This is a genomic window from Paenibacillus sp. FSL R5-0908 (assembly GCF_038006245.1).
Classification (GTDB): Bacteria; Bacillota; Bacilli; order Paenibacillales; family Paenibacillaceae; genus Paenibacillus_AQ; species Paenibacillus_AQ odorifer.
Window position 1 is genome coordinate 6794360 of record NZ_JBBOUV010000001.1, and the last position, 25147, is coordinate 6819506.

Consider the following 25147-nt stretch of genomic DNA (forward strand, 5'->3'; position numbering starts at 1 on the left):
GATAAAAGCCATCCTCCGTTGTTGATAATTTCGGAAGATGGCTTTTACATCTTATGTACAAATGAATATTTGATGTTTATTATCTAAATTTATAACTTAAGTATCTCTATCAATTCCCATCTCTCGCTGATATTCATCTTACTGTAAATACTCTTAACGATATTCCGCACAGTTCCCTCTTTCACATTAAGATCGTTGGAAATTTGCAGTGCCCCTCTTCTTAGCGACCAGTGATACGCTACCTCTCTCTCTCTAGGAGATAATCCATATGTGTCACACTTCTCCTGAAATCTGTACTCAATTAACTTCGGGCTTTGTTCCTTCAACTTCAACACAATCTTTTCGGATAATTGTTTAATAAAGAGAATCGAAAAACCAAGTTGCCTCTCGGCTTCGAATGAGATGTCTATATATCCACATATACAATCATTTATCATTATAGGAGCGCATACACAATTCCACTCTTTAAACATTGGCATACTATGCTCTTCTCCACGCACTACTGCAATTGACTCAACCTCCATCGCTAAAGAAACTGCATTCACTCCAGAGACTTGCATCGAAAGATTAGTTCCACTCCTAATTCCATAATGATCTACTTTCTCCTGAAACGTTTCGAATGGACTGACAATATTAATAATATTACCGGCTCGATCTGTTAAGAAAAAGACAAAGGGCAATAAGAGAAATTCCGTTACTTTCGCCAATTCTGAATGTAATACTTCAACCAAAATCTCGTAGGGAACCAGCTCTTCTATAGAAAAGGATTTTTCTGTTTTGAGGTTATTCCAGGGTTGGTAAAATTCACACAAGGAATTATTAAAATTTTTATCTACATCATCTACTGTAAACCAAGCTCATTCGCATTCAAGAATATTCAAACAATCCATTCTCCCAACTTATGGTATTAATGAAACAGGGCATATCATATCACTCCCTTCAAAGGAAAACAATGACATAAGTCGTTAGGTTTGTGGGAGATTAGTAAGAATTGAAATAACATTGTTTGGGTTATTTTTCTATGGCCGATTATTTTATAAGAACTTTTCACCTGTCCTGTATTCTTTAAATTTCGTCAAAAAAGAATAGAGCATAACAATTACCACTTGTCTATATCCTACCTAGAATATATACGAAATCCATTTTTTCTATGAAAATAGGGATATTCGTTGAATAGAAAAAAATTTTACATTGGGTCTGAGACTAGCGAGAAATCATGCTCAACATATTTATATCTGTTACTCTGAAAGGAATGAATTTCATCAAGAGTTTAGTAGGGATTTTCAGTAGAAAGTATACAAAGTCTATTCCATTTTTACTTTTGTTTTCATTATTTATATTGGCATTTTCTGCGATAAATAGAATATTCCCAATAATATCTTTTTTAATAATTATGTTAAATGCTCTGTACATTGTTGTAAAAATAGCAATATTTAAAATTAAAAAATAAATATTTATTTCAGAGGGGATATTGCAATCTAGCGAAGCGCCTTTCAGCCTTTCCTAAACAAAGTTTTGGCTATGTGTAGACAAGCTGATTCCATAATTATAAGGATTTGTAACAAAACAAAAAAAACGGCAAGCCCCATTAACCCGGAGGCTTGCCGTTTGCTTATTTAAAGCGCCGGAGCATTAGTTTTTTCTGCTCCTTTACGCTCTTTTGCCGATTTACGGAAGTAGAACAACTCGTAAATCGCCGGCACTACAATCAGCGTAAGCAGTGTTGCTGCGGTTAAGCCGCCAATGACCACAATCGCCAAGCTTTGCGAGACGATGCTGCCCATCTCGGCATGGCCGAACAGCAGCGGCGTCATGGCGCAGATGGTGGCAATCGCCGTCATGAGAATCGGACGCATCCGTGTTCCGGCAGCTTCTAGAATAGCCTCGTGGATACTCATATTGGCTTCATTTTGCTTAATCCGGTCAATGAGCACAATGGCATTCGTAACAACAATACCTATTAACATCAACGCCCCAAATAGAGCTGTGAAGTCAGGCGTTACACCGGACACGATAAGTCCAACAATTGCACCAATCGCCGCGAGTGGCAAGGAGAACATAATCGCCAGTGGAGCCCGAAGGGTTTTAAAGGTGAGTACCATGATCAGATACACCAACCCGATGGAGATCAATGCCGTCATACCCAGGTCGTTGAAATCCTCTGACTGATCAACTGACGCTCCGCCTGCAAATAAGGTCACGCCTTTCGGAAGTGTAAGACTATCGGTTTCTTTTTTAATATTCGCACCGATCTCAGACACCTTCTTCGGATCAACCTCTGCTGTAATTCGTACATACGGCTTCCCATCTTTATGGAACAACATTGCCGGTTCATTCCGAACCTCGTAAGTTGCGAGCTGAGACAGTAGCTTCGGCCCCTCAGCCGTCATTAGCGTCAGCGCTTTTAAATCCTGCTCCGTTTGCGGCTGAACCATAGGATCTAACACTACACCTGCTGCGTCACCATCGAGCTCAATTTGCCCCATTGGAATCGGATTAAGCATCGCTGACAGCTGCATTGAAATCTCTTGCGCATTACTTTGCGCCGGATCTACCTTAAAGGAAAATACAGGTTTCGTGTCCTCCATATTGCTGCTGACTTTTTGAATTCCCTCTACGGTCTTCAGCTTAGCGGTGACTTCTGTTGCTACAGTAGTAATATCCGCAAGATTATCTCCGACAATATCAATATATTCACTGGTAGAGCTGGATCCCATCATACTCATTTGGTTAGCAACAAGTGTTGCTCCAGTGTATGAATCTTTTACCTCACGAACATGATCAATAAAAGCCTGGGCATCTGCACCTTTTTTCATAACAACGGTATAGTCCACTAAGGTTTCAGAGGTAACACTCCCCCACTTAGCGGCGTCCGCACTATTTCCTGATTGCATGATTACCGTTTCTGCTTGTGGCTGCTTCATCAAATCTTGTTCTAACTGCTTTCCCTTTTCCAAAATATCTTTGACAGGAACATCCTTCGGATAATTCATCTGAACAGAAACATAGCTGGCATCCGAAGCATCGAGCGCCCCTTTGGGCATAGTCACATAAGCAGCAATGGAGCCAATCAGAAGCAGGAGACCCAACGATAAGCTAACCCATTTACGGCGAAGATTCCAGTCCAGAAAGCGGATAAACCATTTAGAAGGTTCGTGTTCTTTCATTGATGTTCTTCTCAGCAGCCATGAGCTTAAAAGAGGAACAACCGTCAAAGCTACTACGAGTGAAGTAAGCAATGAATAGGTCACTGTTAAAGCAAACGGCAGTAAGAAAGCTTGCAAACTACCACGCAAGAGACCCATCGGCAGAAATACTGCTACAGTAGCAATGGTTGATGAGGTAATCGCTATAGCCACTTCCCCAGTTGCGCTAATAATCATTTCACGGGAAAAAGGTTCTTTTTGCAGCCTACGGTAAATGTTCTCAATCACCACGATACTATCATCGACTAAGCGGCCTACCGCAACCGCGACTCCCCCGAGTGTAATGATATTCAAGCTTATGCCGGAAATGTTCAGCAGATACAAGGTGACCGCTAACGAAAGCGGAATGGATACTGCCGTAATCAGAGTAGCCCGCAGGTTACGCAGGAACAACAGAATCACAATCGTCGCAAATAATGCACCTAGCAATACCTCACGCATCATACTGTTCACCGAGGTAACTACCATATCCGATGTACTGAATACCACTGCTGCTTCTGCATTAGGAATGGTTTTATTAATATGATCTACGGCAGCCTGAATGTTATCTCCGACACTGACTGCATTCGCATTAGCCTCTTTGGTCACTATGGCGAATAGAACGTCTTTCCCGTTCGAACGGCTGACACTTTCCTGATCCTGCTTCAATTCGACAGCAGCGATATCCTGCAGCTTTACGCCCACAGATACAGGAAGCTTTTTTAAAGTATCCATACTATCTATCGTAGAAACTACGTTAACATTGCCGGTTTGCCCACCAATCGTTTGCTCCCCAAGGGATGCCGATACATTACGTCCTTGAAGTAAACCTAATACTTGTGGAGTCGTGACTCCCTTCTCAGCCATTAACTTTGGGTCCAGCTTAACACCTACCTGCGGAGTTACCTTACCATATAAAGCAACGTTTGCTACCCCTTCAGCTTTTTGCATCTCTGGAATGATAGTTTTTTCCGCAAGCTTAAGATTCTCTTTAGTCAGGCCTTCGTCAAAAGCAAGGGTAACCTGGGATACAGGAATCATGGAGGTATTCAACTGAAGTACAAAAGGAGCCATTACCCCTTCCGGGAACTTTAATGAATCGACGACCTTCTGGACCTCCTGCGCAGCATCCTTCATATTCGTTTTCGAATCATAAAAAATATTCACCTGCGCATATCCGTCTCCGGAAGTGGACAGTATTTCCTTCTTCCCTTTCACAAAAGCTGCTCCAGCTTCTATCGGCTTCGTTACATTAGTCTCCATAGCATGTGTATCCTGACCAGGACCCAGCACAGTTACAGTCACTTGAGGATTATCCGCCTCTGGCATAAATTCCATCGGTAGCGAAGTGTAGCTCATCCCTCCCACCACAAGAGCCATGACTACTAAAAGCCCCACCGCAGCCTTGTTACCGAACGACCATTTTGTTAACCATTTCATTTTCTTTTTCCCCTTCCACTCCACATGATTTCTGGCACTCCCCTTATGTCTGTTTGATTATGTATTAATTTCCATCCCGAGATTTAGTTTAGTCATTTTTGGCTGAAGTCAAAACAGCCCTACGGCTGGTTTCGTACTCAGTCTTAAGACGGGGAACTTTCCCCTTCTGCAGACAGATCCCCGTCCTTTTTCTTGATGATGGCAACTTGAACGTGAGCATAAAAAAAAGAGCCCCGTTAGCCATATAAATGGCCAACAGGACTCCCTTTTGTTATGATTTATTTCCCTTCCGCACGTACTGGATCACGGAACATAAATTTCAATAGTGGCGGCGTTACAAGTGTAGTTACAATGACAACAATTATGACCGAAGTAAAATACTGTTGCTGTAACAAGCCACTTTGCAGCCCTGTGGCGGCAATGATCAACGCAACTTCCCCCCGTGAAATCATCCCTGACCCAATAATGGCAGACGAGTGGTTATCAAAGCCTGTAAGACGCGCACCCAGACCGCCACCAAACAGCTTGGTCAGAATGGCAACCACCGTAAGCAAGAGCACGAAGCCGATTTGACTGCCTACCCCTTCAAAGGAAACACTAAGTCCGATACTTACAAAAAAGACCGGCACAAAAATCGAATAAGCAATCGGCTCGAGCTTGGATTCTACCGTATGCTTAAAGGAAGTTTGCGAGATAGCAATCCCAGCCGCAAAGGCACCAATGATTCCTGCCATCCCCATGATTTCAGCGAAATAGGCGAATGCGAAACAAATCATTAAAGCTGCTGAAATGACCGCCTCTGTCACCTTCAGCGGAGCCATCCATTTCATGACCCGAGGAACAATGAACCAGCCGGCAACAATCGCTACGGCAAAGAACAACACCTTTTTCCCAATTAGAAGACCAATAGAAACATCTGCCCCCGTACCGAAAAAGCTCATCAGAACAGCGAGCAAAATAACAACCAGAATATCATCTACTACGGCAGCCCCCAGAATTGTAGAGCCTTCACGTGTGTTCAGCTTATTCATATCTTTTAACACCTGCACCGATATGCTAACTGATGTTGCACTAAGAATAACGCCCATAAACAAGGCATTATGATAAGCAAAACCAAACATTTCTCCTAAGGCGAACCCACCCAAAAAGGGTAATATAATTCCACCGACGGCTACTGCAAAAGCTGATTTCCAGTTCTTGCGCAATTGATCCAGATCCGTCTCAAGCCCCGCTATGAACATTAACAGTAGAACACCGATCTCAGAGATATAATGAATAAACTCTCCATCCTGAACCCAGCCCAGTACCGCAGGCCCCAGTATGATTCCCACAATAAGCTTGCCTAGCACAGCTGGTTGCCCAAGCCGCACAGATAGATCACCAGCTACTTTGGTGAACAATATGATCAGCATAAGATATAAAACAAACTCCATCTTTCTATCCACTCCCTTGTTGTATATAAGAACTGCCAACCAGGAGCTTCTCCAAGCCAAAAAAAGACAAAGAGGAGCCCTTGTTGACAGGCTCCTCCAAAAAACAAATAATTATTCAATTTAACTTTATAAATTATATTATACCTATATTTAAAATAACTGTAAACCAGATGCGCCGATAATATAAATTATGCACATTTGATTTGTTCTAGAATGCGATTGCTTATTTCAGATAGAACACTTCACGTAAGGGCTGCATAGGCACCTCATCATTGAAATCAAATGACCCTTCAACCATCTTAGAGGTAATCGCATTCCAGCGGTTGCAAGCATCACTTTTGGCAATGTAATCAAAAGCCGCCTTACTATCCTCACACTCATAACAGTAAAAAAATTGATTGCCATTCTGAAAGATGGAATAGTTAGAAATACCAGCCTTACTGTGCTCCTCCAAAATTTCTGGCCAAGGATTTAAATGCATAGCTACATACTCCTCTAAACATTCTTCCTTCACCCGCCATGTCCAAGCCAATTTATTGCTGCTCATCTGCTCATCCTCCTAGAAATCCCCTCTTTTGTACATATTAAGAACCAGGGACATTTGATACCTATTATTGTACCTGAATAGAGTAGTCCAAGCTATGCATATCTATATACTCTGCAAATTTCTTAAGCGTTAATTCCAGCTTCACTCGGACGTAGAATAGCAGAACCAATCGCCAGCAGCACCGCGGCCATAAGACCCAAGATGGCAAAGGGCAGCCATAATTCATTCCAGCCTCCACCTGTAGCAGCGATATCGATCGCTTGGATCGCCCATTTTTGCGGTACAAAATTAGCTGCCTTCTGCATATAATCCGGCATAATGGATAACGGCCAGAAGCAGCCTCCAAGCATACAGGTCGGGGTCAGGATCAGCGAATTAAGCATGCCAGTATTATTAGGATTGCGAATCAGACCTGCTACCGTACTAGCTAAACCCATGGAAACTAGCATAAATGCTGCAAGAACCAAGAAATACAAGTAGAGCGGTAATCCAAAGTCAAACTGCAGTACATAACGGCCCAAGGCAAGTACTACAACGATTTGAATTAACCCAACGATGAAGCTTCCCAGAAAATTACCGAGGGCAATCTCATACGAACGAACCGGGGCACTGAACATACGTTTCATCGTTCGTTCTCTTCGATCATCCATAATAAGTGACACTGAACTTGTAACCAGCCCCATTAAGAACATCAAAGTAAATCCTGTGACGATGCTTAAGCCCTCTTTTGGATATAAATCATAATCTGTTCTTATACTGCCTACACTATGTTGCTCTGCTCTCTGCATTACGGCAGCAAACTGTGAGTCCGAGCCAGTAGCCTCAGCCCGAGCTGCTCCAATTAGTCCAGCAGTGTTTCGCATTTCATCAGCAATTACACTGATTTTCATTTTTACCATAATTGATGTTTCCGTAGCCTTAAGCTCATACACACTAATTTGCGGCTCTTCTCCAGCAAGCAGAGCGGAGGTGAAGTTTTGCGGTATCAAAACACCGGCTTCTCCGTTCTGATCGATAATACTCTCCCTCAAATTAGCCTCATCTGTCTTCTCTACAAGCTTATAATCACCGGTATTCTCCAGCTCGGTAAGCAAATGTTTGCCCGCTGCACCATCGTCCATATTCGAATATAAAATAGTAGCCGGTCTCTCACCCATACTTCCACTAATTGCAACTACCCCGGCCACGACAAGACATGGCAGAAGAATATACGAAAGCAGCCCATTCCGAGAACCGATCGTTCTTTTCACCATATTCCAAGCAATCGTTAAGATCTTATCCATGGTAACCTACCTTCCGGTACGAGATAACCGCTGCACTGAATAGAACCAGACAGATGATCGATAAAACCAACAGATTCGGCAAAATCTCTGAGACCTCTGCATGCAGCATCATTTTTAGAACAGCTTGTAGCACCCAGTGATTCAGGGTAAATGCCCCGACCGAGTTCACCCATGATTCCGGAAGTGGAGCCATCCCTCCACTAATGAAGGTCATGACCACAGTGATGACATTAACAATACTCCCTGCACTTGCTTTAGTTTTGCTAAACATTGAAATAACAATCGATAACGTCATGGAAGCTATGATCATTAAGAGACAGAAGAGCAGCAGCAAGCCCGGACGATTGCCCCAATTTACGCCGAACAACAAGTGAGTCAGGATAATAATCGCTGCGCACTGCACTACACTTACAACCCCTACGCCTAGCATTTTACCAATAAACAGCTCAGAACCTTTTACCGGCATTGAGGTTATTCGGAAGAGGGTGTGATTTTCTTTTTCATTAAAAAGAGAGCTACTGACGGTCAAACCGCTATATAGCAGAAACATCAGCATCATGGATACCGCATAGAATTGGGAGGCTGTATAGGATAGGCTACCTTCACTGAGCGCCCCAACCTTAACAGAAGGCCGCTCTCCCAAACTTGGTGCAGTAGCGGTCAAAGCTTCTGGACCCAACGTCATAGCTACGGATTGCTTATAGTTAATATTGTTTAAAAAGTTATCGAATACCGTCCCCGCAACCATATTATCTGTCCGATCTTTGCCCAGAACAAACTCTAACTGTGCAGTTTCACCGCTTTGTACTTTCTTGTCGAAGCCTAGGGGAATAATAACCGCATAACCATATTTCCCGGCGCGCAGGCCGCTTTCCGCTGTCTCTCGGCTCCCTACTTTGACCGGAATAATGATATCCTTAAGCTCCGGCGTCTTCAAAAAGCTGTCTATCATCGCCGAGCTTTCATACCCTTCTCCAGAAAGATTAACTACACCAACACGTACAGGGTCAATCTTAGACGCTGACTTATCACCGATTACACTGGAGAGGGAAGCACCCAGCAGAAAGATCAAAAGCAGCGGTAGCAGAAACATATTGATGATGATTGAGCGTGAAATAAACAGCCTGCGAAGCTCATAAATCATAATTGTCCAAATATTTCTCAAAGCGTTCTCTCCCTCCTTTAATCGCGCAATGTCCGTCCTGTCAAACTAAGGAATAGTGTCTCCAGATCCGGCTCCTCAATATTTAAAGAACCAATAACGCCTTCATGTTTAGCAAAAATAAATAAGATATCCTGCAGCTCATCCTGTGAGGAGGGAAGATACATTTCTACCGTTCCCTCTTTACTTTCCACTCTCGTGATCCGCGGGTGTAGACTAAGCTCATTGATTAGCTCCGGAGTGATGTTCGTTGCTTTGACCACTATTTTTTCTTCTTGAGAAACCCGTTCCCGCAGCTCCTTTTCCGTGCCACAAGCAATGATATGTCCCTTATCCATAATCGCTACACGATCACAAATGGCTGCAACCTCTTCCATATAATGACTAGTGTAGATGACGGTTGAGCCAAGCCGATTCAGCTCTTTGACCGACTCAAGGATATGATTACGAGACTGCGGATCAATCCCTACGGTCGGCTCATCCATAATAATCAGCTTTGGATGATGCATGATGGCACAAGCGATATTCAAACGTCTTTTCATCCCTCCGGAGAAGGTGGCTGGTTTTTCTTTGGCCCGGTCACTAAGTCCTGTGAAAGCAAGAGCTTCCGCCACCCGCTCTTTCAGCAATTTTCCCCGCAAACCATACAATCTTCCGAAAAAAGTTACATTTTCTGCTGCTGTCATTGTATTGTACAAAGCCAAATCCTGCGGAACTAAGCCGATCTTTTTCTTAACCTCCAGTGCATACGAAGAGACTGATAACCCATCAATAACAATGTCTCCACTATCAATCTTTAGCAGGCCGCAAATCATACTTATAGTTGTACTTTTACCTGCCCCGTTCGGGCCTAGCAGGCCAAAGATCTCTCCTGCTTGAATCGTAACATTCACATGATCTACCGTTAATTTGTTCTCATACCGTTTCACCACATCGGTCAACACCGCGATTGCCATCTTTTATCTCCCCTGTCGTGTGTGCTTCTATATTTTCAATTTTATTCTAGGTTGAATTTTTACGGATGTACGAAAGGTCATTTTTTGAAGGTGACTAAAGTCATCTCCTGAAGTAGTGGGATAATATGCTAAGATTATTAAAAAACATAAAGGATGACTAAGGCGTGCCCAGAGAGCTAAACTTATTGCGTTACGGCCTCATCTTAATCCCTGCGTTTATTACCATTTATGTCTATCAATATAACGATTATGGAATCTTCACGCTGCATATCCTGATGCTTCTATTCCTTGTGGTCATGGTGCCTAAGCTCCCTCGATCCATTCATGCTTTGATTAGTATCATTGAAATCTTGTTCACAGCCTGGTTATGTTATCAATATGGCAGCATGATGCTTTTCCCCGCTATATCAGCACTGCTTTATTATTCCAGACTCCAGCCTAAAGCAGTGCCTTATGTGTTCACAGGTGTACATCTGATAGCTTTGAACGTTGCACTCCAGAATTCTCCATCGCTCGTAGTGACTTACATTAACCTTTCATTTCTGCTCACTGCCTACCTAAATAAGCTATTATTGAAAGCTGGCCAGCGGCGCGAAGACACTCTTCTTCTATATGATGAGTTGCGCAAAAAGCATTTCGAGCTTGATGAAGCTCGCAACCGCCTGCTGGAGTTCAGCGCGCAAGTAGAAGAGTCTGCCCAGTCCAAAGAGCGCGTCCGAATCTCACGCCAGCTCCATGACGATATCGGCCACCGGCTAATCCGGATTAAAATGATGATGGAGGCCGCCCTCCAGACCTTGCCCACCTCTCCCGAGAGCGGAATGCAAATGATGGAACTGATTCGTGACCAGCTGTCGGCCAGCATGGACGATATGCGGTCCGCAGTTAAACGTATCAACTACACTCCGAAGCTTGAGGGAGCTTATGCATTAGACCGGCTGCTCGAAGAGATTGGGCGAGAGACGGGGATCGAGACCTCATACCAAGTACAGGGCATACCTTATCCGCTCTATCCTAGTATTCAAGTGATCCTGTACAAAAACGCCCGTGAGGCTATAACCAACGCCTTGCGGCATGGAAAGGCAACTTCCATCCGGATCAAAATTGACTACGCGCAAGCAGGAATCACTATGGAGGTTAGCAACAATGGATCACTTCCAGAAGAAGAGAAGCTCCGCAAATTATTGGGGAGTGGTGGGGACGGGATGAAAGGCATGTACGAGCGCACTCATCTGATCGGCGGAACACTCGAACTAAGGCAGGAGCCACATTTTACAGTCGTCACGCGGCTGCCCATATATAAGCAAGATGAGATTGTATAACGAAAGGAGCCAATGCTAATGATTAAAGTGTTGATTGTTGATGACGACCCCTTTATTCGCCAAAGTCTGCAAGTATTGCTAGGTATGGACCCAGATATTGAAGTTGTCGGAGCAGCTTGTGAAGGTAACGAGGCCTTGGAATTACTTCAAAAAGGATTAAAGACCGATGTAGCTCTGATGGATATCCGCATGCCCGGCTGCGGTGGCGTTGAAGGAACTGAGAAGATTAAGCAGGCTTTTCCGCAAATTGCGATATTGATGCTGACCACCTTCGACGACGATGAATATATCATTGAGGCACTGCGTAACGGAGCTAGTGGATATTTGCTTAAAAACATACCGCCAGACCGGATCATCCAGGGCATTAAAACGGTTTTTGAAGGGAACATGCTTATCCACCCTGATATCGCCCGCAAGCTGGCAACCTTTCTGCAGCCTACGGCACGGCAAGAATTGCCACAGTTACAGCCACTGGAATCATTCGGATTGACCAAAACAGAGCTGGCTGTAGTAGCTTCTATCGCTGAGGGGCATAGCAACAAAGAAATCGCCGGACAGCTTTTTTTAAGCGAGGGTACCGTCAAAAATTACATAACGGATATATTAAGCAAATTAGAGCTCCGCGATCGTACGCAAATTGCAATTTTTTATTTGAAGAACATGCGGGGTTGAACTAGTAACATAAAGCCTGTGAGTAGGCCATTGCCAAAGTTGGTTTTTCTTACGTATGACCCCTGATAATCAGCCGAGGGGGCTTACGGACTTCAATGACGCTGCTTCTTGGGCGGGGGCTCGGACTCCAGCGACACTACTCCTTGTGTGCGGGTTCGGACTCCAGTGACGTTACTCCTTGGGCTCGGGCTCGGACTCCAGCGACGCTATTTACAATTTTATCGGCGTTTGAGCAGAGTTTCGGACCCCAGCGACGTTATTCCTCAGAAAGAGGCTCATTTGGGATGTTTTTAATGCCAATAGCGGCTTTGGGGTCCGTTACCATTCTAAATAAGCGAAAATGCTGCGATTAGGGTCAGCTGGGTCCGATAGCAACTTCTCGCACGCGAAACTACCATCTAATCAAAAACAAAGATGCCCCATTCACCATTTCATGGCTTATGGGGCATCTTCTAGTTATCCTTCCGCTGATTCCTGCTTGGCTTCAGTGGTTTTTTTTCGTTTAAGTTGGCCGTCCGGAAGGTTCCGACTGCGTATGCCTGTCTTCATCCCGATGATGCTGTAGATGCTGGAAGGCTTCGCCTCAGCGGTAATCATCCCATCTGTCTCCGGCACCAAAATAATACCGAGCTGATGGTGATCCCCATCATAGATCGGGCTTTGAAGGTATTTGCTCTCCCCTTCACGGTTCAGCACTTCCAGCTTGCAGAACGCTGGATTCATGCGCAGCGCCTCATGTAGCTGCGCCGCATCGGTCAACAGGACCCCGTTGACCTTCAGTAAGATCTCACCGGGCAGGATGCCCAGCTCCTGGGCGGGACTGCCCGGCAGCACGGCCAGCACTTTGCGGCCGCGCGGTGGATGCACGAAGATGGGGCTGATGCTGCGCTCTTCCAGAGCGCTGTACCAGCTTAACCCTTCGTGCAGCACAATGGCTGCGAGCGCCGCGACCAGAGTCAGCGGGCTCCACCAAGCGGCAAGCAGGCTTAAGCCGAGCAGGACGATGCTGTAGATCAGCAGCCGTCCTGCAGTGCGGGCCGCCTTGCGCCCGGGCAGCATGCCCTGCGTCATCTCGCTGAAGCCGATGATGACGGGCAAAGAGACGATGCCAAGGCTTCCGCCGAGCAGCGAGTGCCATGGCAAATCCGTTCCTGCTCCCGATGGGAGCAGCAGGAACAGCGGCAGCGGCCAGAAGGCCTGCAGCTGATAGCCGCCGACGACCATGCCGCGCTTTCCCTTCAGGAAGAGCGGCGTTGCAAGCTTGGCCCCTTGTCTGCGGGCCAGCAGTGCCTCCGCCATGTGCAGCAGCGCAGCTAACACTAGCAAAGCAGGAATATCCATCTCCCGTATGGCGGTGGTAATATTCCCTACCGTTCCACTATCTAAAGCATCTGGAAAGAAAGAAATTACAAACTGAATGATACCTAACAAGCCTATAGAATAGGCAAAGCACAAATACCGCACACGCAGTAGCGACAACACGAGACTAACTACCCAAATGCAGGCTACAGCGGTACCTGATAACGATATTCCTAGCAGAACGGCTGCTACAGAGACGACCAAGCCCATGACTAGACCACTCCATACCGTCCGCCACGTTTCCTGACCCCAGCTATGTAATTTTACATGTATCAGCTTTCGTTCTAATGCCACCTGCCTACGGTAATATAACGCAATAAATATAATAGCAATGTAGTAATACGGCTGGATCAATAAGTGTAAGAACGCAGTGCCCAAGCTTCCTAACAGTTCCTGAATCACATTCAAACTGTTCGTCACACTCCTTTTCGTCCGATGACTGATTTGTATATATTCTAATTCCTCTACGTCGGTTGGCATTTTCTTATCTAAAAGAAAAAAAGAAGGCTGAATTCAGCCTTCTTACTTTTTCGACGCTGCCGCCTTAATTTCCTTCTGAATCTCAGCAATCCCTTTATTCCGTTGGTTGTCGTGAGCAGGGTCTTGAATGACCTTGATCAGCGCCGCTTCCAGCGCCTCCGCTGTCTTGGAGTCAATTATGCCTGTGACTTGGAGCTTTGCTGCACTTTGGAACTTCTTCACTGCGTCCTTAGTGCCAGCATCGAAATAGCCATCTTTACGTCCAGGCTTGTAACCCAAACCGTCCAGCATCGTCTGTGCACTCTTCACATCAGCGTTGTTCATATTATATTGCAGCGCCACGCTTTTGTTAATTGGAGCCACCGAGAAGTAATCCGGCTGCGCTACCGCGATATCCGGTTTAATGCCCTTACCGTGGATCCATGTGCCGTCTGGCGTAAGCCATTTGGCAATGGTAACTTTCAGCAAGCTGCCGTCTCCAAGCTGTTTGTCAAAGCTCGTCTGCACGGTGCCTTTACCGAAAGAATTGTCACCGATTAGCTTAGCTCCTGCCGACTGCTGCAAGGCACCTGCCAATATTTCCGAAGCACTTGCGCTGCCTTTATTCATCAGCACGACCACTGGATAAGCTTTACTCGATCCTTTAGAGGTGCTAACCTCGCGTTTTTTGTCTTTGTATTCTATTTGCACTATAGATTTGCCAGCTGGAACGAATTGCTCTGCCATTTCAATAACAATCGGAAGAACACCACCTGGATCATTGCGGACGTCAATAACAAGTCCCTTCATGCCTTGCTTCTCCAGCTTCTCCAGCTCTTCCTTGAATCGTTCTGCGGTATTCAGGGAGAACTGCGTGACCTCGATTACGCCCACATTGTCCTTTTCCATGGTAGCGTAGACTGTTTCGAGCTTCACATCATCCCGGGTAAGAACAAATTCAAGTGGCTCTACAGAGCCGGAACGTTGTATTTTCAAAGTGGCCTCACTGCCCTTAGGACCGCGAATCTTGGCAACAGCTGCATTCAGCTCCATACCTTCCAGCGATTCACCGTTAACGGACAAGATAACATCTTTGGCCTGAATCCCAGCTTTCTCAGCAGGTGAGCCCTTGATCGGAGAGACCACGACTACCTTGCCATTATCCGAAGAGACCTCCGCACCGATACCTGAAAAGGAACCCTCAATGCTTTCTTCGAATTTCTCAGCTGTTTCTTTACCCATATAGTTGGAATAAGGATCGCCCAGCGCTTCCATCATACCGTTGACAGCACCGTCTATCAGCTTCTCCCGATCTACTGTCTCGTAGTAATTGCTCTCAATCAGACTGAGAGCAGTTCCAAGCTTCTGGGATTCCTTCTGCTGAAGGCCAGTAACCTGCAATGCCGAGGCCAGTCCTTCTCCTGCAGCTTGTCCAATAACATGGCTATAACCCGTCACGCCCAAGGTCACCAGACTACCGCATAGCAGGGCGGCGATAATCATAAACGCCGCTGTGCTTTTTTTTAACATGATGTTCCCACCGTCCCTTCTTGTCCATCTCGCAAACAACTCCATAAGTCCGTCCTGAAAGGTACGGTATCTCTTCCAGTATATGCCGTACGCTCAAATAATATGAGTTATAAGTTCTTAAAAATTAGAGATAAGGCATCGGATTTACTGTCTTGCCGTCGATCCGAACTTCAAAATGGAGATGGGGGCCCGTCGAATTACCTGTAGAACCGGATTCAGCAATCACATCCCCACGATTGACTCTATCCCCAGGACTAACCTTGATACCACCTTTACGGATATGTCCGTAGAGGGTCCAAACTCCGCCGCCATGATCAATAATTACACAATATCCATAGCCGCTATACCATTCAGCTACGATTACCGTTCCGGAATCAGCCGCATGAATATTGGTTCCTTGTGGAACTGCAAAGTCTACTCCAGTGTGTACTTTCCCCTTCTCCCCCGTAATAGGGTGTGTCCGTGGTCCGTAGGAGGAGGAGATTCTTGCCGAGCCTACAGGGAGCAGGAAGGGTCCATCTCCACCAGCATACGCGGTTGAGGAGCTGGAGCTTGAACTGCTGCTTGCCTTGCTGGCTGCGGCTTTCTTGGCAGCAGCTGCTGCCCGGCGTGCCGCTTCTGCTTTGGCGGCTGCTGCTTTGCGCGCTGCTTCCTCAGCTTTAATCTTATCCTTTTGGGTTTCCAAAGCAGAACGTTCGCTTGCCAGCTTAACCAGCTTCTCATTCTGCTCTTCACTTAGATCATCGCTTTCTTGAATCTGCTTATCATAAAATGCGATAAGCTCCTGCTTCTCCGCTTCCTTCTCTTTCAGCAGGCTTCTCTGATTTTCCAAGGAGGTGTATAACTGCTTGGCTTGAGCATATTGTCCCTCAAGCTCCTGCTTCTTCTCTACAACTGTCTGCTTGTCCAACTTGTGTTGGACTAACAGCTCCTGATCCTGATCCACAATCATCTTAAGTGAATCGGTGCGGCCCAGAAAATCAGAGAAGCTTGTCGATGAGAGCAAAACATCTAGGTAAGATACCGCTCCATCCGTGTACATCAACCGGACACGGGATCCTAAGAGTTCTTCTCTTGAGGCCACTCGTGCCTCTGCTTCATCCAATTCCGTTGCTGTAACGTTAAGAGATTCTTCTGTATCGGAAATTTTGTTAGAGATTTCGGTCATTTTGCCTTTAACTTGATCCACTTGCTGCAATACATATTGTAAATTAATATTTGTCTTATTCTTATAGTGCTGCGCTTCCTGCGTTTGGGACTCCGCTTTCTCTTGCTGCGCCTTAGCTTCCTGCACCTCTTGTTGCAGCTGCTTTAATTGCTTATCGATCTCGGCAACACTTGTTTTTTTGGCATATCCATCAGAGGGTTGGAATATAGTGACAGCTAGTAACATTACGGCTAGTCCGGCGGCAATCTTCTTCAACTCGCACTCCCCATCCTTCACTCTTAAATTAAACTTTCAAAAACTTACGAATAGAAACCGTACTTCCCCAGACGCCGATCAGCACGCCTAGTCCTACTAACAGACCTACGAGCAGCAGCCAAATATCACTGAAAGGGATCAACTGCAATCCGAGCATAGGATCTCCCTGTACCGAAGATTCCAAACCGTTGTAACCGGCATATAAAACACCCGAAGTAATCAATGATCCAATGAGTCCAATTAATGCCCCTTCTATAAAGAAAGGCCAACGAATAAAATAATTTGTCGCGCCTACCAGCTTCATAATCCCAATCTCTTTACGCCGGGCAAGAATCGTTACCCGAATAGTATTGGAGATGAGGAACATAGACATAAGTGCCAGCCCCGCTACAAAAATAAAGCCAATGTTGCGTACGGCACGCGTAATTTTAAACAATGTTTCTATCGAGCCTTTGCCATATTTCACTTTGTAGATAGGCTGCTCGGTATGTGTCTTGTTAAGGGCTTGAATCTTCTCAGCCACAAAAGCAACGGTAGTAGGTTCAATAACCTCTACCTGAAGGGTATCTGGAAGCGGGTTATTGTCTTCATCGAACCCTTCCAGAAGCTCTGCTGCCTCCTCGCCCATATCTGCGCGGAGATCTTTAAGTCCCTGTTCCTTGGAGATGAACGTAATCTTGCTGACCTCCGGCATATTGCCAATTTCAGTCTGCAGGGTCTCGCGCATCTTCTGATCTGTATTCAAAGCTAGATGCACTTTGATCTGTACCTGACTGTCTGCCTCATCAGCTACAGAATTTACGTTAAGAACAAGAAGAATAAATACACCTAGAACAAAAAGAGAAACAACAATCGAAGTGATTGAGGCGATCGACATCCAGCCATTACGGAATACGCTTTTGAAGCCTTCCCGCACATGTCGCAAGAAGGTTTTAAAACTCATAACCATATTCCCCTCTCGCTTGGTCTCTGACAATGTTTCCATTCTCAATCGCAAGCACCCGTTTGCGCATTTTGTTCACAATATCTCTGTTATGGGTAGCCATTACAATCGTTGTTCCACGAAAATTAATCTCGTCAAGCAGCTGCATAATGCCCCATGAAGTCTCGGGGTCTAAGTTACCTGTAGGCTCGTCCGCAATAATAACAGAAGGATTGTTGACGATAGCCCGTGCAATAGCGATCCGTTGCTGCTCACCACCAGAAAGCTGTGAGGGCTCACGATTCGCTTTACTTCTCAGCCCAACCAAATCAAGAACCTCATTCACACGTTTCTTGATGACTTTTTTCGGCGCTTCAATAACTTCCATAGCAAAAGCTACATTCTCGTATGCCGTCATTCTTGGCAAAAGCCGAAAATCTTGAAATACAACGCCGATATTACGGCGGACATAAGGGATTTTGCGTGGTTTTAGCTTTCCTATATTGAAACCTCCCACCGAAATCTGTCCTTTGGTAGGCACTTCTTCTCTATAAATCAATTTCATAAAAGTAGATTTACCCGCGCCGGAAGGGCCGACAACGTACACGAATTCATTGCGGTCGATTTTCACTGAAACTCCTTGCAGTGCGTGAGTTCCGTTAGGGTACGTTTTCCATACATCTTGCATTTCAATCATTTTCTCACTTCCCAATTATGACATTTTCCACTTGTGCGAATCGACATTGTCCACCTCAAGTTTCCATAAACTTCAATATTTCCGCAATGTATCTATTGTAACAAATCTGTAACTGATTGAGTACCCCGTAACTGCACGACTATTCGAAAGTTTTGTAGTGACTGGACATATACATATAAAAAAGCACCTAGCGGTGCCTGTTATCAGATGTTGTATCTCCCTTTATTAGAGACTACTTATTTCTTACTAATTTATTATCGGTATCCCACGAAGTGTTCTTTAAGTTCTGTTACAGGGCCGCGCCTGCTTAGCGCAATCCAAATCCCCAAAAGGAGATTAATCATGAAAAAAATCCATGCTGCCCTCATAGTGGTTATCGCACTCGTCCTTATCGGCTCCTGTATTTACGGAGGGCTTCATCTATATGGCAGCAAAACCACGCTTCCAAAGGGTACAACCCTTGCCGGCTGGCAGGTCGGAGGCATGACCCTCACCGAGGTCCGCTCCCAGCTGGATAAACGGCTGCATGCCCTTGAATCCGTCCCTCTAGTACTAAAAGTGGAAGGCAATGCAGATTTACCCCTAACTCTTAGTAAGACAGGATTGAGCTATGAAGCCTCTGCTTTTCAGCAGGGCTTAAAAGAGCTTGCCGAAGGAACACTTTGGGAGCGGGTAAAGGCACGCTATAACTTCCCTCAGCAGTGGAGGCTTGAAACCCATCTGGAAATCGCACAATTTCAAAAAATTCTAAGTCCTACTTGGGAGAAGGAGTCCTTTGGTGAACCAGTGGACGCTACGCGACGAATTACAGGCGATGATCGAATCGTATATACTTCTGAGAAAACTTCCCTGGAGGTTGATTGGACAGCTCTGGAGACTTCCTTAGGAGCAGCTGCCCCCACCAGCTTTAATCATCTGAATACCCTGCTGGAAAAGGGAATCACGATGGAAGTCCCTTTGTTAATCCTGCAGCCTGACATAACTTTAAAGAAATTAAAGGAACAAGGTATCGAGCGAAAAGTAATGCAGTTCAGCACCTCTCTAGGTGCAAGTGGACCTGGACGAAGCTACAACGTGGAAGCTGCTGCCAAAGCTGTGGATGGAACCATTCTCCCGCCTGGAGCCGTCTTTGATTATGGAAAAGCTATAGAAAAAGCAAAGGTGAATTACGGCTTCCGTGAAGCGCCGGTGATTGTGAACGGCAAGCTGCAAGCAGGTGTTGGTGGAGGGATCTGCCAAGTGTCGAGCACTCTTTACAATGCCGCACTGCGTATAGGGCTAGAAATTGTGGAACGCCGTAATCATTCCTTGCCCGTCAACTACTTGCCCAAAGGTCAGGACGCAACATTCGCTGAAGGTTATATCAACTTTCGTTTTCGCAATACGACTGGCAAATATCTCATAATTAAAGCAGCTGTGCAGGGTAAATCACTGACCATAAAGCTGTTCGGCACGTTTCCGCAAAATGTCACTTACAAAGTTCATTCAAAAACAGTAGAGGTGCTCCCTCCAGTCGATAAGTACGTAAACGATTCTTCACTGCCTCGTGGCAGCTCACGCGTTATTCAAAATGGGAAAACCGGATATATTGTTGAAACCTACATTACAAAGTATGTTGACGGTAAATCCACTGAGGTGAATAAACTGTCCCGCGACGTATATTACGCACAAAAACGATTAATCGCCATTAATCGTGGAGGCGTGAGCAAATCCATAATCCCGGATGTCCCCCGAAAGCAGCTGGTGGAGGACGGCGTCCGTAGTGAATAGCTAACAACAAATAACCGGTCAGAGCCCCTAAGGTCTGATCGGTTATTTTTGCCAGCAATCTATTTTACCTGTAGCTTACGTTACCCGGCTTTGAAATTTACGATTCAGGGGTACATTAGAAGTAGACCCATAATCAGAAAGGATGAACATCCTATGACAACAGCTCTTGTAAATGATCTTACTGGTATTGTCCGCAGTGCTCCTGCTATTTTTGCCTCACGCACTTGCAGAGAAGCCCTTCGCGTCATGTTTCAGCATCCAGAATCCAAATGTATCGTCGTCTGCAATGCTATGAATGAACCCCTAGGAATGTTGATGAGCGAACGTTTCTTTTTGAAAGCTACAGGAAGATCCGGAGTAGATCTGTTCTACAGAGAACCTGCCATGAAGCTTATGAACAAAACCCCGCTCATTCTTGACATTTCCACTCCACTCGATATGGTATTGAGCCTCGCTATGAACCGCCCGGACCCTATGAAAAATGATTGTGTCATTATCACTCGCAAAGGTAAATTCGTTGGTGTTGCATATACCTCTGACCTTATCCGCGCCCAAGCGTAGAGCCTATTTGCTCTTCCTCTTCTACCCTAAACCTTCCTCAAAAAAGAATATCCGGTGACGTATCAATTCTCCAGTATCCATTCACCTTTTTCAGCTTCACATACACCGACTCACTGCCTTCCTGCCCGCTCGAATAAGGAACTGTTAAGTCAAATTCAGCGGTTGTTGCAGTTTTGGAGAGCATTCGGGCGGTGGCTTTTTCAAACATTAATGAGTTTCCAAGATCCGCATTCACCTGTGACATTCTACCTTCATGCTCCAAAAATTGAGTCTGCACATAATAAGCTGCTGCATTATGCGTGTAGGCTTTTTTTATGTAATTCATCAGCTTCGCCTTTGTCCCAATATCATTGGAAAGGTAACGGTACTCTTGCGCTTTATACATGAAGGTTTCCATCGGGAAAAAGTTGCCCCCGCGGCTAGTATAGAAATAGATCGCTCTGGCATGTACAACAAGCGGTACCACACTTTTTACCGTCAAATTGTTTATAGTAGCTGGACCTTCTTTTCCTGTGCCAATCACAGCCACATTTTTTATTGCCGAGCTTCCCACTGATGATGAAGCTGCCATAACTCCGCTACCTGCTGATAAAAGGCCTAAGGATAGGGCCAACGAACCAAGCATCCATTTTTTGTTCATCTGAAGTTCCTCCTCTTTCATCTAAAAAATACAGGCGATCGCCACTGTTTCAGCTTATGCACCCCGCAAGCTAAAATACCCAATAAACAGAGGAATGAAAACGTATTACAACTCTTTTGAAAATATAAAAAAACTCCACCCTCCTGATTCACAGGAAAAGCGGAGTAATATAGTTAAATAAAGTAGTACAAGAAATCTAATTGGATGCTGCTGCGGTGGCCTCAAAATACGCTGTAAAAGCTACGTTAGCAGTCAAAATGCTCTCCGTATTGTTCTTAGTACGATCCTCGTAGGATTGCTGAAAATTGAAAGAGTCCACATTCACAATACGAGGTAAGGCTTGTAGTTCATCCATCCATTGCCGTATCCCCGAATATGTCCCCTCCACCACTGCAGTCATTTTGATCTGTTTGACCGTCGGGAATGACACCTCAGCTGAACCTGTCATTTGCTGAATCGGGTTAGCCTCATCCAAAACAAAACTAAGATCCTTTAGCCGCGCTTGTGAGGACGTGCTAACCTCCCGCAAATCAACAATCAGACCTTCGCTGTCATCGCCCTTTGGGAGTTCCCCCAGTAATTCCTTCTGTTCTAGATCTCCCTCAGTGCCGCTGCCCTTCAGCTCATTGATTTTGGTTTGGAGCATTTCTGCTTCCTTTTCCAACTGACTGATCTCGCTGCTCTGTGCGGAAATTTCCTTATTGGCCGGCTGAACACCCAGCATATAGAACGCAAACAATATCAGGAATAGAATTAACACACCTAGTACAATGGGAGAGCGATATTTATTGATCTGTTCCATCGCTGCTCACCTCCCCTTGGCTGGCATCCGTTTCACTGTTTTGCTGCTTAGCCGCTGCTAAGTTCACTTTATAAATAGCCGTATACATATTGTATGAAATGGCATCTGCGGCTCCTTCAGTAAGCTTTTGAATAGAGGCATCAGCCGTAAAAGACATTTGGCGAAGTTGTCTTAAATAGTTGGAAGCATCCTCCATAGTGGATACATTTACAGTCAGATCTATAGATGTCCGGTAGGTATAGTTAATATCACGGATTAGTGCCTCCTTAGGCAATCCTTCCACTAATTCGTCCAAGATAGGGACTGCAATCACCTTATTGTCCTGAAGCACTGTGATGGCTGCTTTCCGATCTAGCTGTCCTGGTCCGCTGTTCTTAAGCTTCGCGAGCTCTACTTGAAGCATAAAACTGCGATCCTGCAGGCCTTGCAGCTGTTCTTTACCGTTAGAGATTTGACCCTTATTGGCAGAAAAATAAATCCCCGTTCCGATCATCCCCAGCAGCCAAATCGCTACAAGCCCCATCGTGACATAAGGAAATAGCAACGTCTCCCGATCTTCTCTCGGCAATAGATCAATCGTATCCGTGTTGATGCTATTTTTTAGAGCGGTTCCGGCAGCTACGCGGTAATCATTTAGTTCAGGGTCAGAAACAGCAGCACTAGCCATCTGTTCCAGACTTATTGGTGTTATTTCAAGTTCAGCTAGGGACTGCTGGAGTTCTAGGTCCAGTTGTTTACGAATCGAGGGAGTGCCCGTAATCACTAAATTGTTGATACGAGTGGAACCGTCATGCAAGCTGTATTGATAAAAGCTGAGCATACGGGAGATTTCCGCAGTGATTTCCACCATTTGCTCGGGTGATAAATGTTCTTCTACAGCGACAGCTGTTTCAGCCAAGGTTTCACTGTCTGTCAAAAGATCCATTCCCGCTAAATTTCTTCCTTTATGTAGATCAAGTAAGTTTATCGTACGAATAAAGACCGGATTCCCGTTTCTGAACATATAAATGTCCATTACCGATGGTTCCATATTAATCAGCATCGTCTCCGCAAAGCTCTCCCCGTGCCCAGTGGTTATAGCACGCGCCAAGGCGGTTGCCGAAATTTCGACACTGCTTATCCGAAGACCCGCCCGTTCCAGAATTTCTACGTAATCCTGAATCGATTTTCGCGGAGCAGCAAATACGAGCAGATGGCTTTGCTCCTCATCCACTTCGAGCGTTACATAATCGTAGACAGGATTTTCAAAAGGTAAATGCAGTCCCGTCTCCACTTCCAGCTTCACGAGTTGTTCTACCTGTTTGTCATTGGTACTAGGAATACTCATTTTACGGATAATGATCTGCGAGGGTGGAATGGACAAAGAAACCTTACTGCCCCTTAACCCTTCCTTCTTCACCCACTGCCTTACCCGATCATAAAGCGCCTCGCTATCCGCCACCTGATTCTCAATGATCATGCCTGGAAGGAGCGGGAGAAACCGTTTTTTACGGACTTCCCATGACTGTTTATTCTTAAAACTAATATAACGGATTCCGGCAGCTTCAATTGAAAGTCCGGCCACTTTGGAGCCTAATCCAAGCATGTGATCAATGTCCTCCTATCCGATAAGCGAGAGATACGCGCCTATGATGTGTGAACCATATCCAAAACTAATTAAAGCTCCTATAGCTAACCATGGGCCGAAGGGTACCGGCTGTTTACGTTTGATTACACCGAGCAGCATCAGCAGTCCGCCCACCACGCTCCCAAACAGACAAGCCACAAAAAAAGCCAAAATCACATGCGGAAAGCCAATCACCAAGCCCAGCAGCGCAAATAACTTCACATCTCCAGCCCCCATCCCACCTAACAGAACAAAAGGGATAAGAACCCCTCCCCCAAGCACAGCTCCTAGCAGATGATGCCATATCGGCCCATCCGCAGAAAGCAGTACAAGAATCAGCAGCAGCGGTAGAAAAAACAACAATACCTTGTTGGGAATCAGCATGTACTTCAAATCCGCAACCGTCACGATAACCGCTAAACTCACAAGAATGAACCCGATGATTCCCTTACCCGTCAAGCCAAATTGCAAATACACCCATAAAAAAAGCAAACCCGTTGCCGCTTCTCCAAGCGGGTATAATGGCGATACCCTTGTGCCGCAGTATCGGCATTTGCCTCCTGACAGCAGGTAGCTTAGCACCGGAAACAAATCCCGCGCTTTCAGCCGCGTATTGCAGTTCGGACAATGTGACGGCGGATTAAGCAAGGATTCCTTGGCCGGCACCCGCAGCGCCACTACGTTATAGAAGGAGCCTAGAATCAGGCCCAGTAATGTGATGTAACTTGCGATAAATATCGTCATGGCTGTCCTCTATTAGCTTCTGGATTTTAAAAAAGGAATCGGGAAGTCCGATTCCTTTTATTTTATATTCCTGGATATATGATCAAAAATTAATTAATAGATATTAAACATTGAGATTATGAAGATTCTAGTAAAAATTATTTCTTCTTTTCAGCTTGCAATACTTCAGTAGCGGTAAAGGTAAATGGAGTCGATGAACCTCCAGCGGTTATTGATACAGCAAATGGTACTGTTGCTGTATTATTTATTAGTTGACCAGTTGTATTAAAATTAACTGTTATTGCAGATATCACTGTTTTCGTACTAGGTAAATAAAGCGGGTTTTCTAAATAACCATCAGCCTGTAGATTAGCCAATGTTATATTAGTTACACCTGTTGTTGAATAATCACTATTATGTTCACTCATCATAAACATACGAGTAGCATCATAAATTTGACGAGCTGTTGCTGTATCAGAATCTTCTTTAGCATTATTAATAATTCCACCAATCATAGGAATTGCAATAACCGCAATAATCCCTAAAATAACGATAACCGCCAGCAACTCAATCAGCGTAAACCCCTTTTGATTTTCCTCTTTGCTCAATCTTTTCTTAATCGCTTGTGCTAACATTTGATTTCCCCCTCTAAGTG

The 25147-nt window shown here is 45.2% G+C and carries 21 protein-coding genes; 4 read left to right on the forward strand and 17 right to left on the reverse strand.

Features of this window, described 5'->3' with window-relative positions; translation table 11 throughout:
• Window positions 1-89 precede the first annotated feature (89 nt).
• The 7 genes from MKZ09_RS30930 to MKZ09_RS30960 form a co-directional block, all read right to left on the reverse strand.
• Window positions 90-731 carry a helix-turn-helix transcriptional regulator gene (locus tag MKZ09_RS30930; protein ID WP_143767333.1) on the reverse strand — a complete coding sequence of 214 codons (642 nt, stop codon included), beginning with the start codon at window positions 729-731 and terminating at the stop codon, window positions 90-92.
• Between the two features lie 885 nt (window positions 732-1616).
• Entirely contained in the window at window positions 1617-4625 is a 3009-nt protein-coding gene (locus MKZ09_RS30935; RefSeq protein WP_076205725.1) for an efflux RND transporter permease subunit, read from the reverse strand.
• Between the two features lie 278 nt (window positions 4626-4903).
• Window positions 4904-6058: a cation:proton antiporter gene (locus MKZ09_RS30940; RefSeq protein ID WP_076137364.1), complete on the reverse strand. Its 1155-nt coding sequence runs from the start codon at window positions 6056-6058 to the stop codon at window positions 4904-4906.
• Between the two features lie 223 nt (window positions 6059-6281).
• Window positions 6282-6605, reverse strand: coding sequence for an L-rhamnose mutarotase (locus MKZ09_RS30945; RefSeq protein WP_038573529.1), 324 nt, complete (start codon window positions 6603-6605; stop codon window positions 6282-6284).
• Between the two features lie 122 nt (window positions 6606-6727).
• Window positions 6728-7888, reverse strand: a complete 1161-nt coding sequence (locus tag MKZ09_RS30950; RefSeq protein WP_076137299.1) for an ABC transporter permease — start codon at window positions 7886-7888, stop codon at window positions 6728-6730.
• Window positions 7881-9053, reverse strand: coding sequence for an ABC transporter permease (locus MKZ09_RS30955; RefSeq protein ID WP_081394292.1), 1173 nt, complete (start codon window positions 9051-9053; stop codon window positions 7881-7883). Before MKZ09_RS30955 ends, MKZ09_RS30950 begins: the two co-directional genes overlap by 8 nt.
• Before the next feature lie 17 nt (window positions 9054-9070).
• Window positions 9071-10006, reverse strand: a complete 936-nt coding sequence (locus MKZ09_RS30960) for an ABC transporter ATP-binding protein (RefSeq protein ID WP_036678569.1) — start codon at window positions 10004-10006, stop codon at window positions 9071-9073.
• Window positions 10007-10170: 164 nt separating this feature from the next.
• Between MKZ09_RS30960 and MKZ09_RS30965 the strand changes: the two genes are divergently transcribed.
• Together MKZ09_RS30965 and MKZ09_RS30970 are read left to right on the forward strand one after the other, a co-directional pair.
• Window positions 10171-11328: a sensor histidine kinase gene (locus MKZ09_RS30965; protein ID WP_076205722.1), complete on the forward strand. Its 1158-nt coding sequence runs from the start codon at window positions 10171-10173 to the stop codon at window positions 11326-11328.
• Between the two features lie 18 nt (window positions 11329-11346).
• A complete protein-coding gene (locus MKZ09_RS30970) occupies window positions 11347-12000 on the forward strand; it encodes a response regulator transcription factor (RefSeq protein ID WP_076137293.1) in 654 nt (217 codons plus the stop codon).
• Window positions 12001-12456: 456 nt separating this feature from the next.
• On the opposite strand, the gene MKZ09_RS30975 is transcribed toward MKZ09_RS30970, so the two are convergent.
• The 5 genes from MKZ09_RS30975 to ftsE form a co-directional block, all read right to left on the reverse strand.
• Window positions 12457-13767: a PDZ domain-containing protein gene (locus MKZ09_RS30975; RefSeq protein ID WP_076205717.1), complete on the reverse strand. Its 1311-nt coding sequence runs from the start codon at window positions 13765-13767 to the stop codon at window positions 12457-12459.
• A gap of 114 nt (window positions 13768-13881) precedes the next feature.
• Entirely contained in the window at window positions 13882-15348 is a 1467-nt protein-coding gene (locus MKZ09_RS30980) for a S41 family peptidase (RefSeq protein ID WP_076205712.1), read from the reverse strand.
• 124 nt (window positions 15349-15472) lie between these two features.
• A complete protein-coding gene (locus MKZ09_RS30985) occupies window positions 15473-16771 on the reverse strand; it encodes a murein hydrolase activator EnvC family protein (RefSeq protein ID WP_076123826.1) in 1299 nt (432 codons plus the stop codon).
• A 28-nt stretch (window positions 16772-16799) separates the two neighbouring features.
• Window positions 16800-17714 carry a permease-like cell division protein FtsX gene (ftsX, locus tag MKZ09_RS30990; protein WP_036678558.1) on the reverse strand — a complete coding sequence of 305 codons (915 nt, stop codon included), beginning with the start codon at window positions 17712-17714 and terminating at the stop codon, window positions 16800-16802.
• Window positions 17704-18390: a cell division ATP-binding protein FtsE gene (gene ftsE / locus MKZ09_RS30995; protein WP_036678556.1), complete on the reverse strand. Its 687-nt coding sequence runs from the start codon at window positions 18388-18390 to the stop codon at window positions 17704-17706. Before ftsE ends, ftsX begins: the two co-directional genes overlap by 11 nt.
• Window positions 18391-18732: 342 nt before the next feature.
• On the opposite strand from ftsE, the gene MKZ09_RS31000 reads away from it, so the two are divergent.
• Together MKZ09_RS31000 and MKZ09_RS31005 are read left to right on the forward strand one after the other, a co-directional pair.
• Entirely contained in the window at window positions 18733-20160 is a 1428-nt protein-coding gene (locus MKZ09_RS31000; protein WP_076205709.1) for a VanW family protein, read from the forward strand.
• Between the two features lie 153 nt (window positions 20161-20313).
• A complete protein-coding gene (locus tag MKZ09_RS31005) occupies window positions 20314-20721 on the forward strand; it encodes a CBS domain-containing protein (protein ID WP_076137287.1) in 408 nt (135 codons plus the stop codon).
• Between the two features lie 37 nt (window positions 20722-20758).
• On the opposite strand, the gene MKZ09_RS31010 is transcribed toward MKZ09_RS31005, so the two are convergent.
• The 5 genes from MKZ09_RS31010 to MKZ09_RS31030 all read right to left on the reverse strand — a co-directional run bounded on the left by MKZ09_RS31010 (window position 20759) and on the right by MKZ09_RS31030 (window position 25127).
• Complete coding sequence (locus MKZ09_RS31010; protein WP_051491029.1) at window positions 20759-21361, reverse strand: DL-endopeptidase inhibitor IseA family protein; 603 nt, start codon at window positions 21359-21361, stop codon at window positions 20759-20761.
• A 196-nt stretch (window positions 21362-21557) separates the two neighbouring features.
• Window positions 21558-22163: a type 4a pilus biogenesis protein PilO gene (pilO, locus tag MKZ09_RS31015; protein WP_076137285.1), complete on the reverse strand. Its 606-nt coding sequence runs from the start codon at window positions 22161-22163 to the stop codon at window positions 21558-21560.
• Complete coding sequence (gene pilM / locus MKZ09_RS31020; protein WP_076137284.1) at window positions 22147-23748, reverse strand: pilus assembly protein PilM; 1602 nt, start codon at window positions 23746-23748, stop codon at window positions 22147-22149. The genes pilO and pilM overlap by 17 nt, the downstream gene beginning before the upstream one ends.
• Before the next feature lie 15 nt (window positions 23749-23763).
• Entirely contained in the window at window positions 23764-24513 is a 750-nt protein-coding gene (locus MKZ09_RS31025; RefSeq protein ID WP_076205704.1) for a prepilin peptidase, read from the reverse strand.
• Window positions 24514-24650: 137 nt separating this feature from the next.
• Window positions 24651-25127, reverse strand: a complete 477-nt coding sequence (locus MKZ09_RS31030) for a type II secretion system protein (RefSeq protein ID WP_076205700.1) — start codon at window positions 25125-25127, stop codon at window positions 24651-24653.
• Between the last annotated feature and the right edge of the window lie 20 nt (window positions 25128-25147).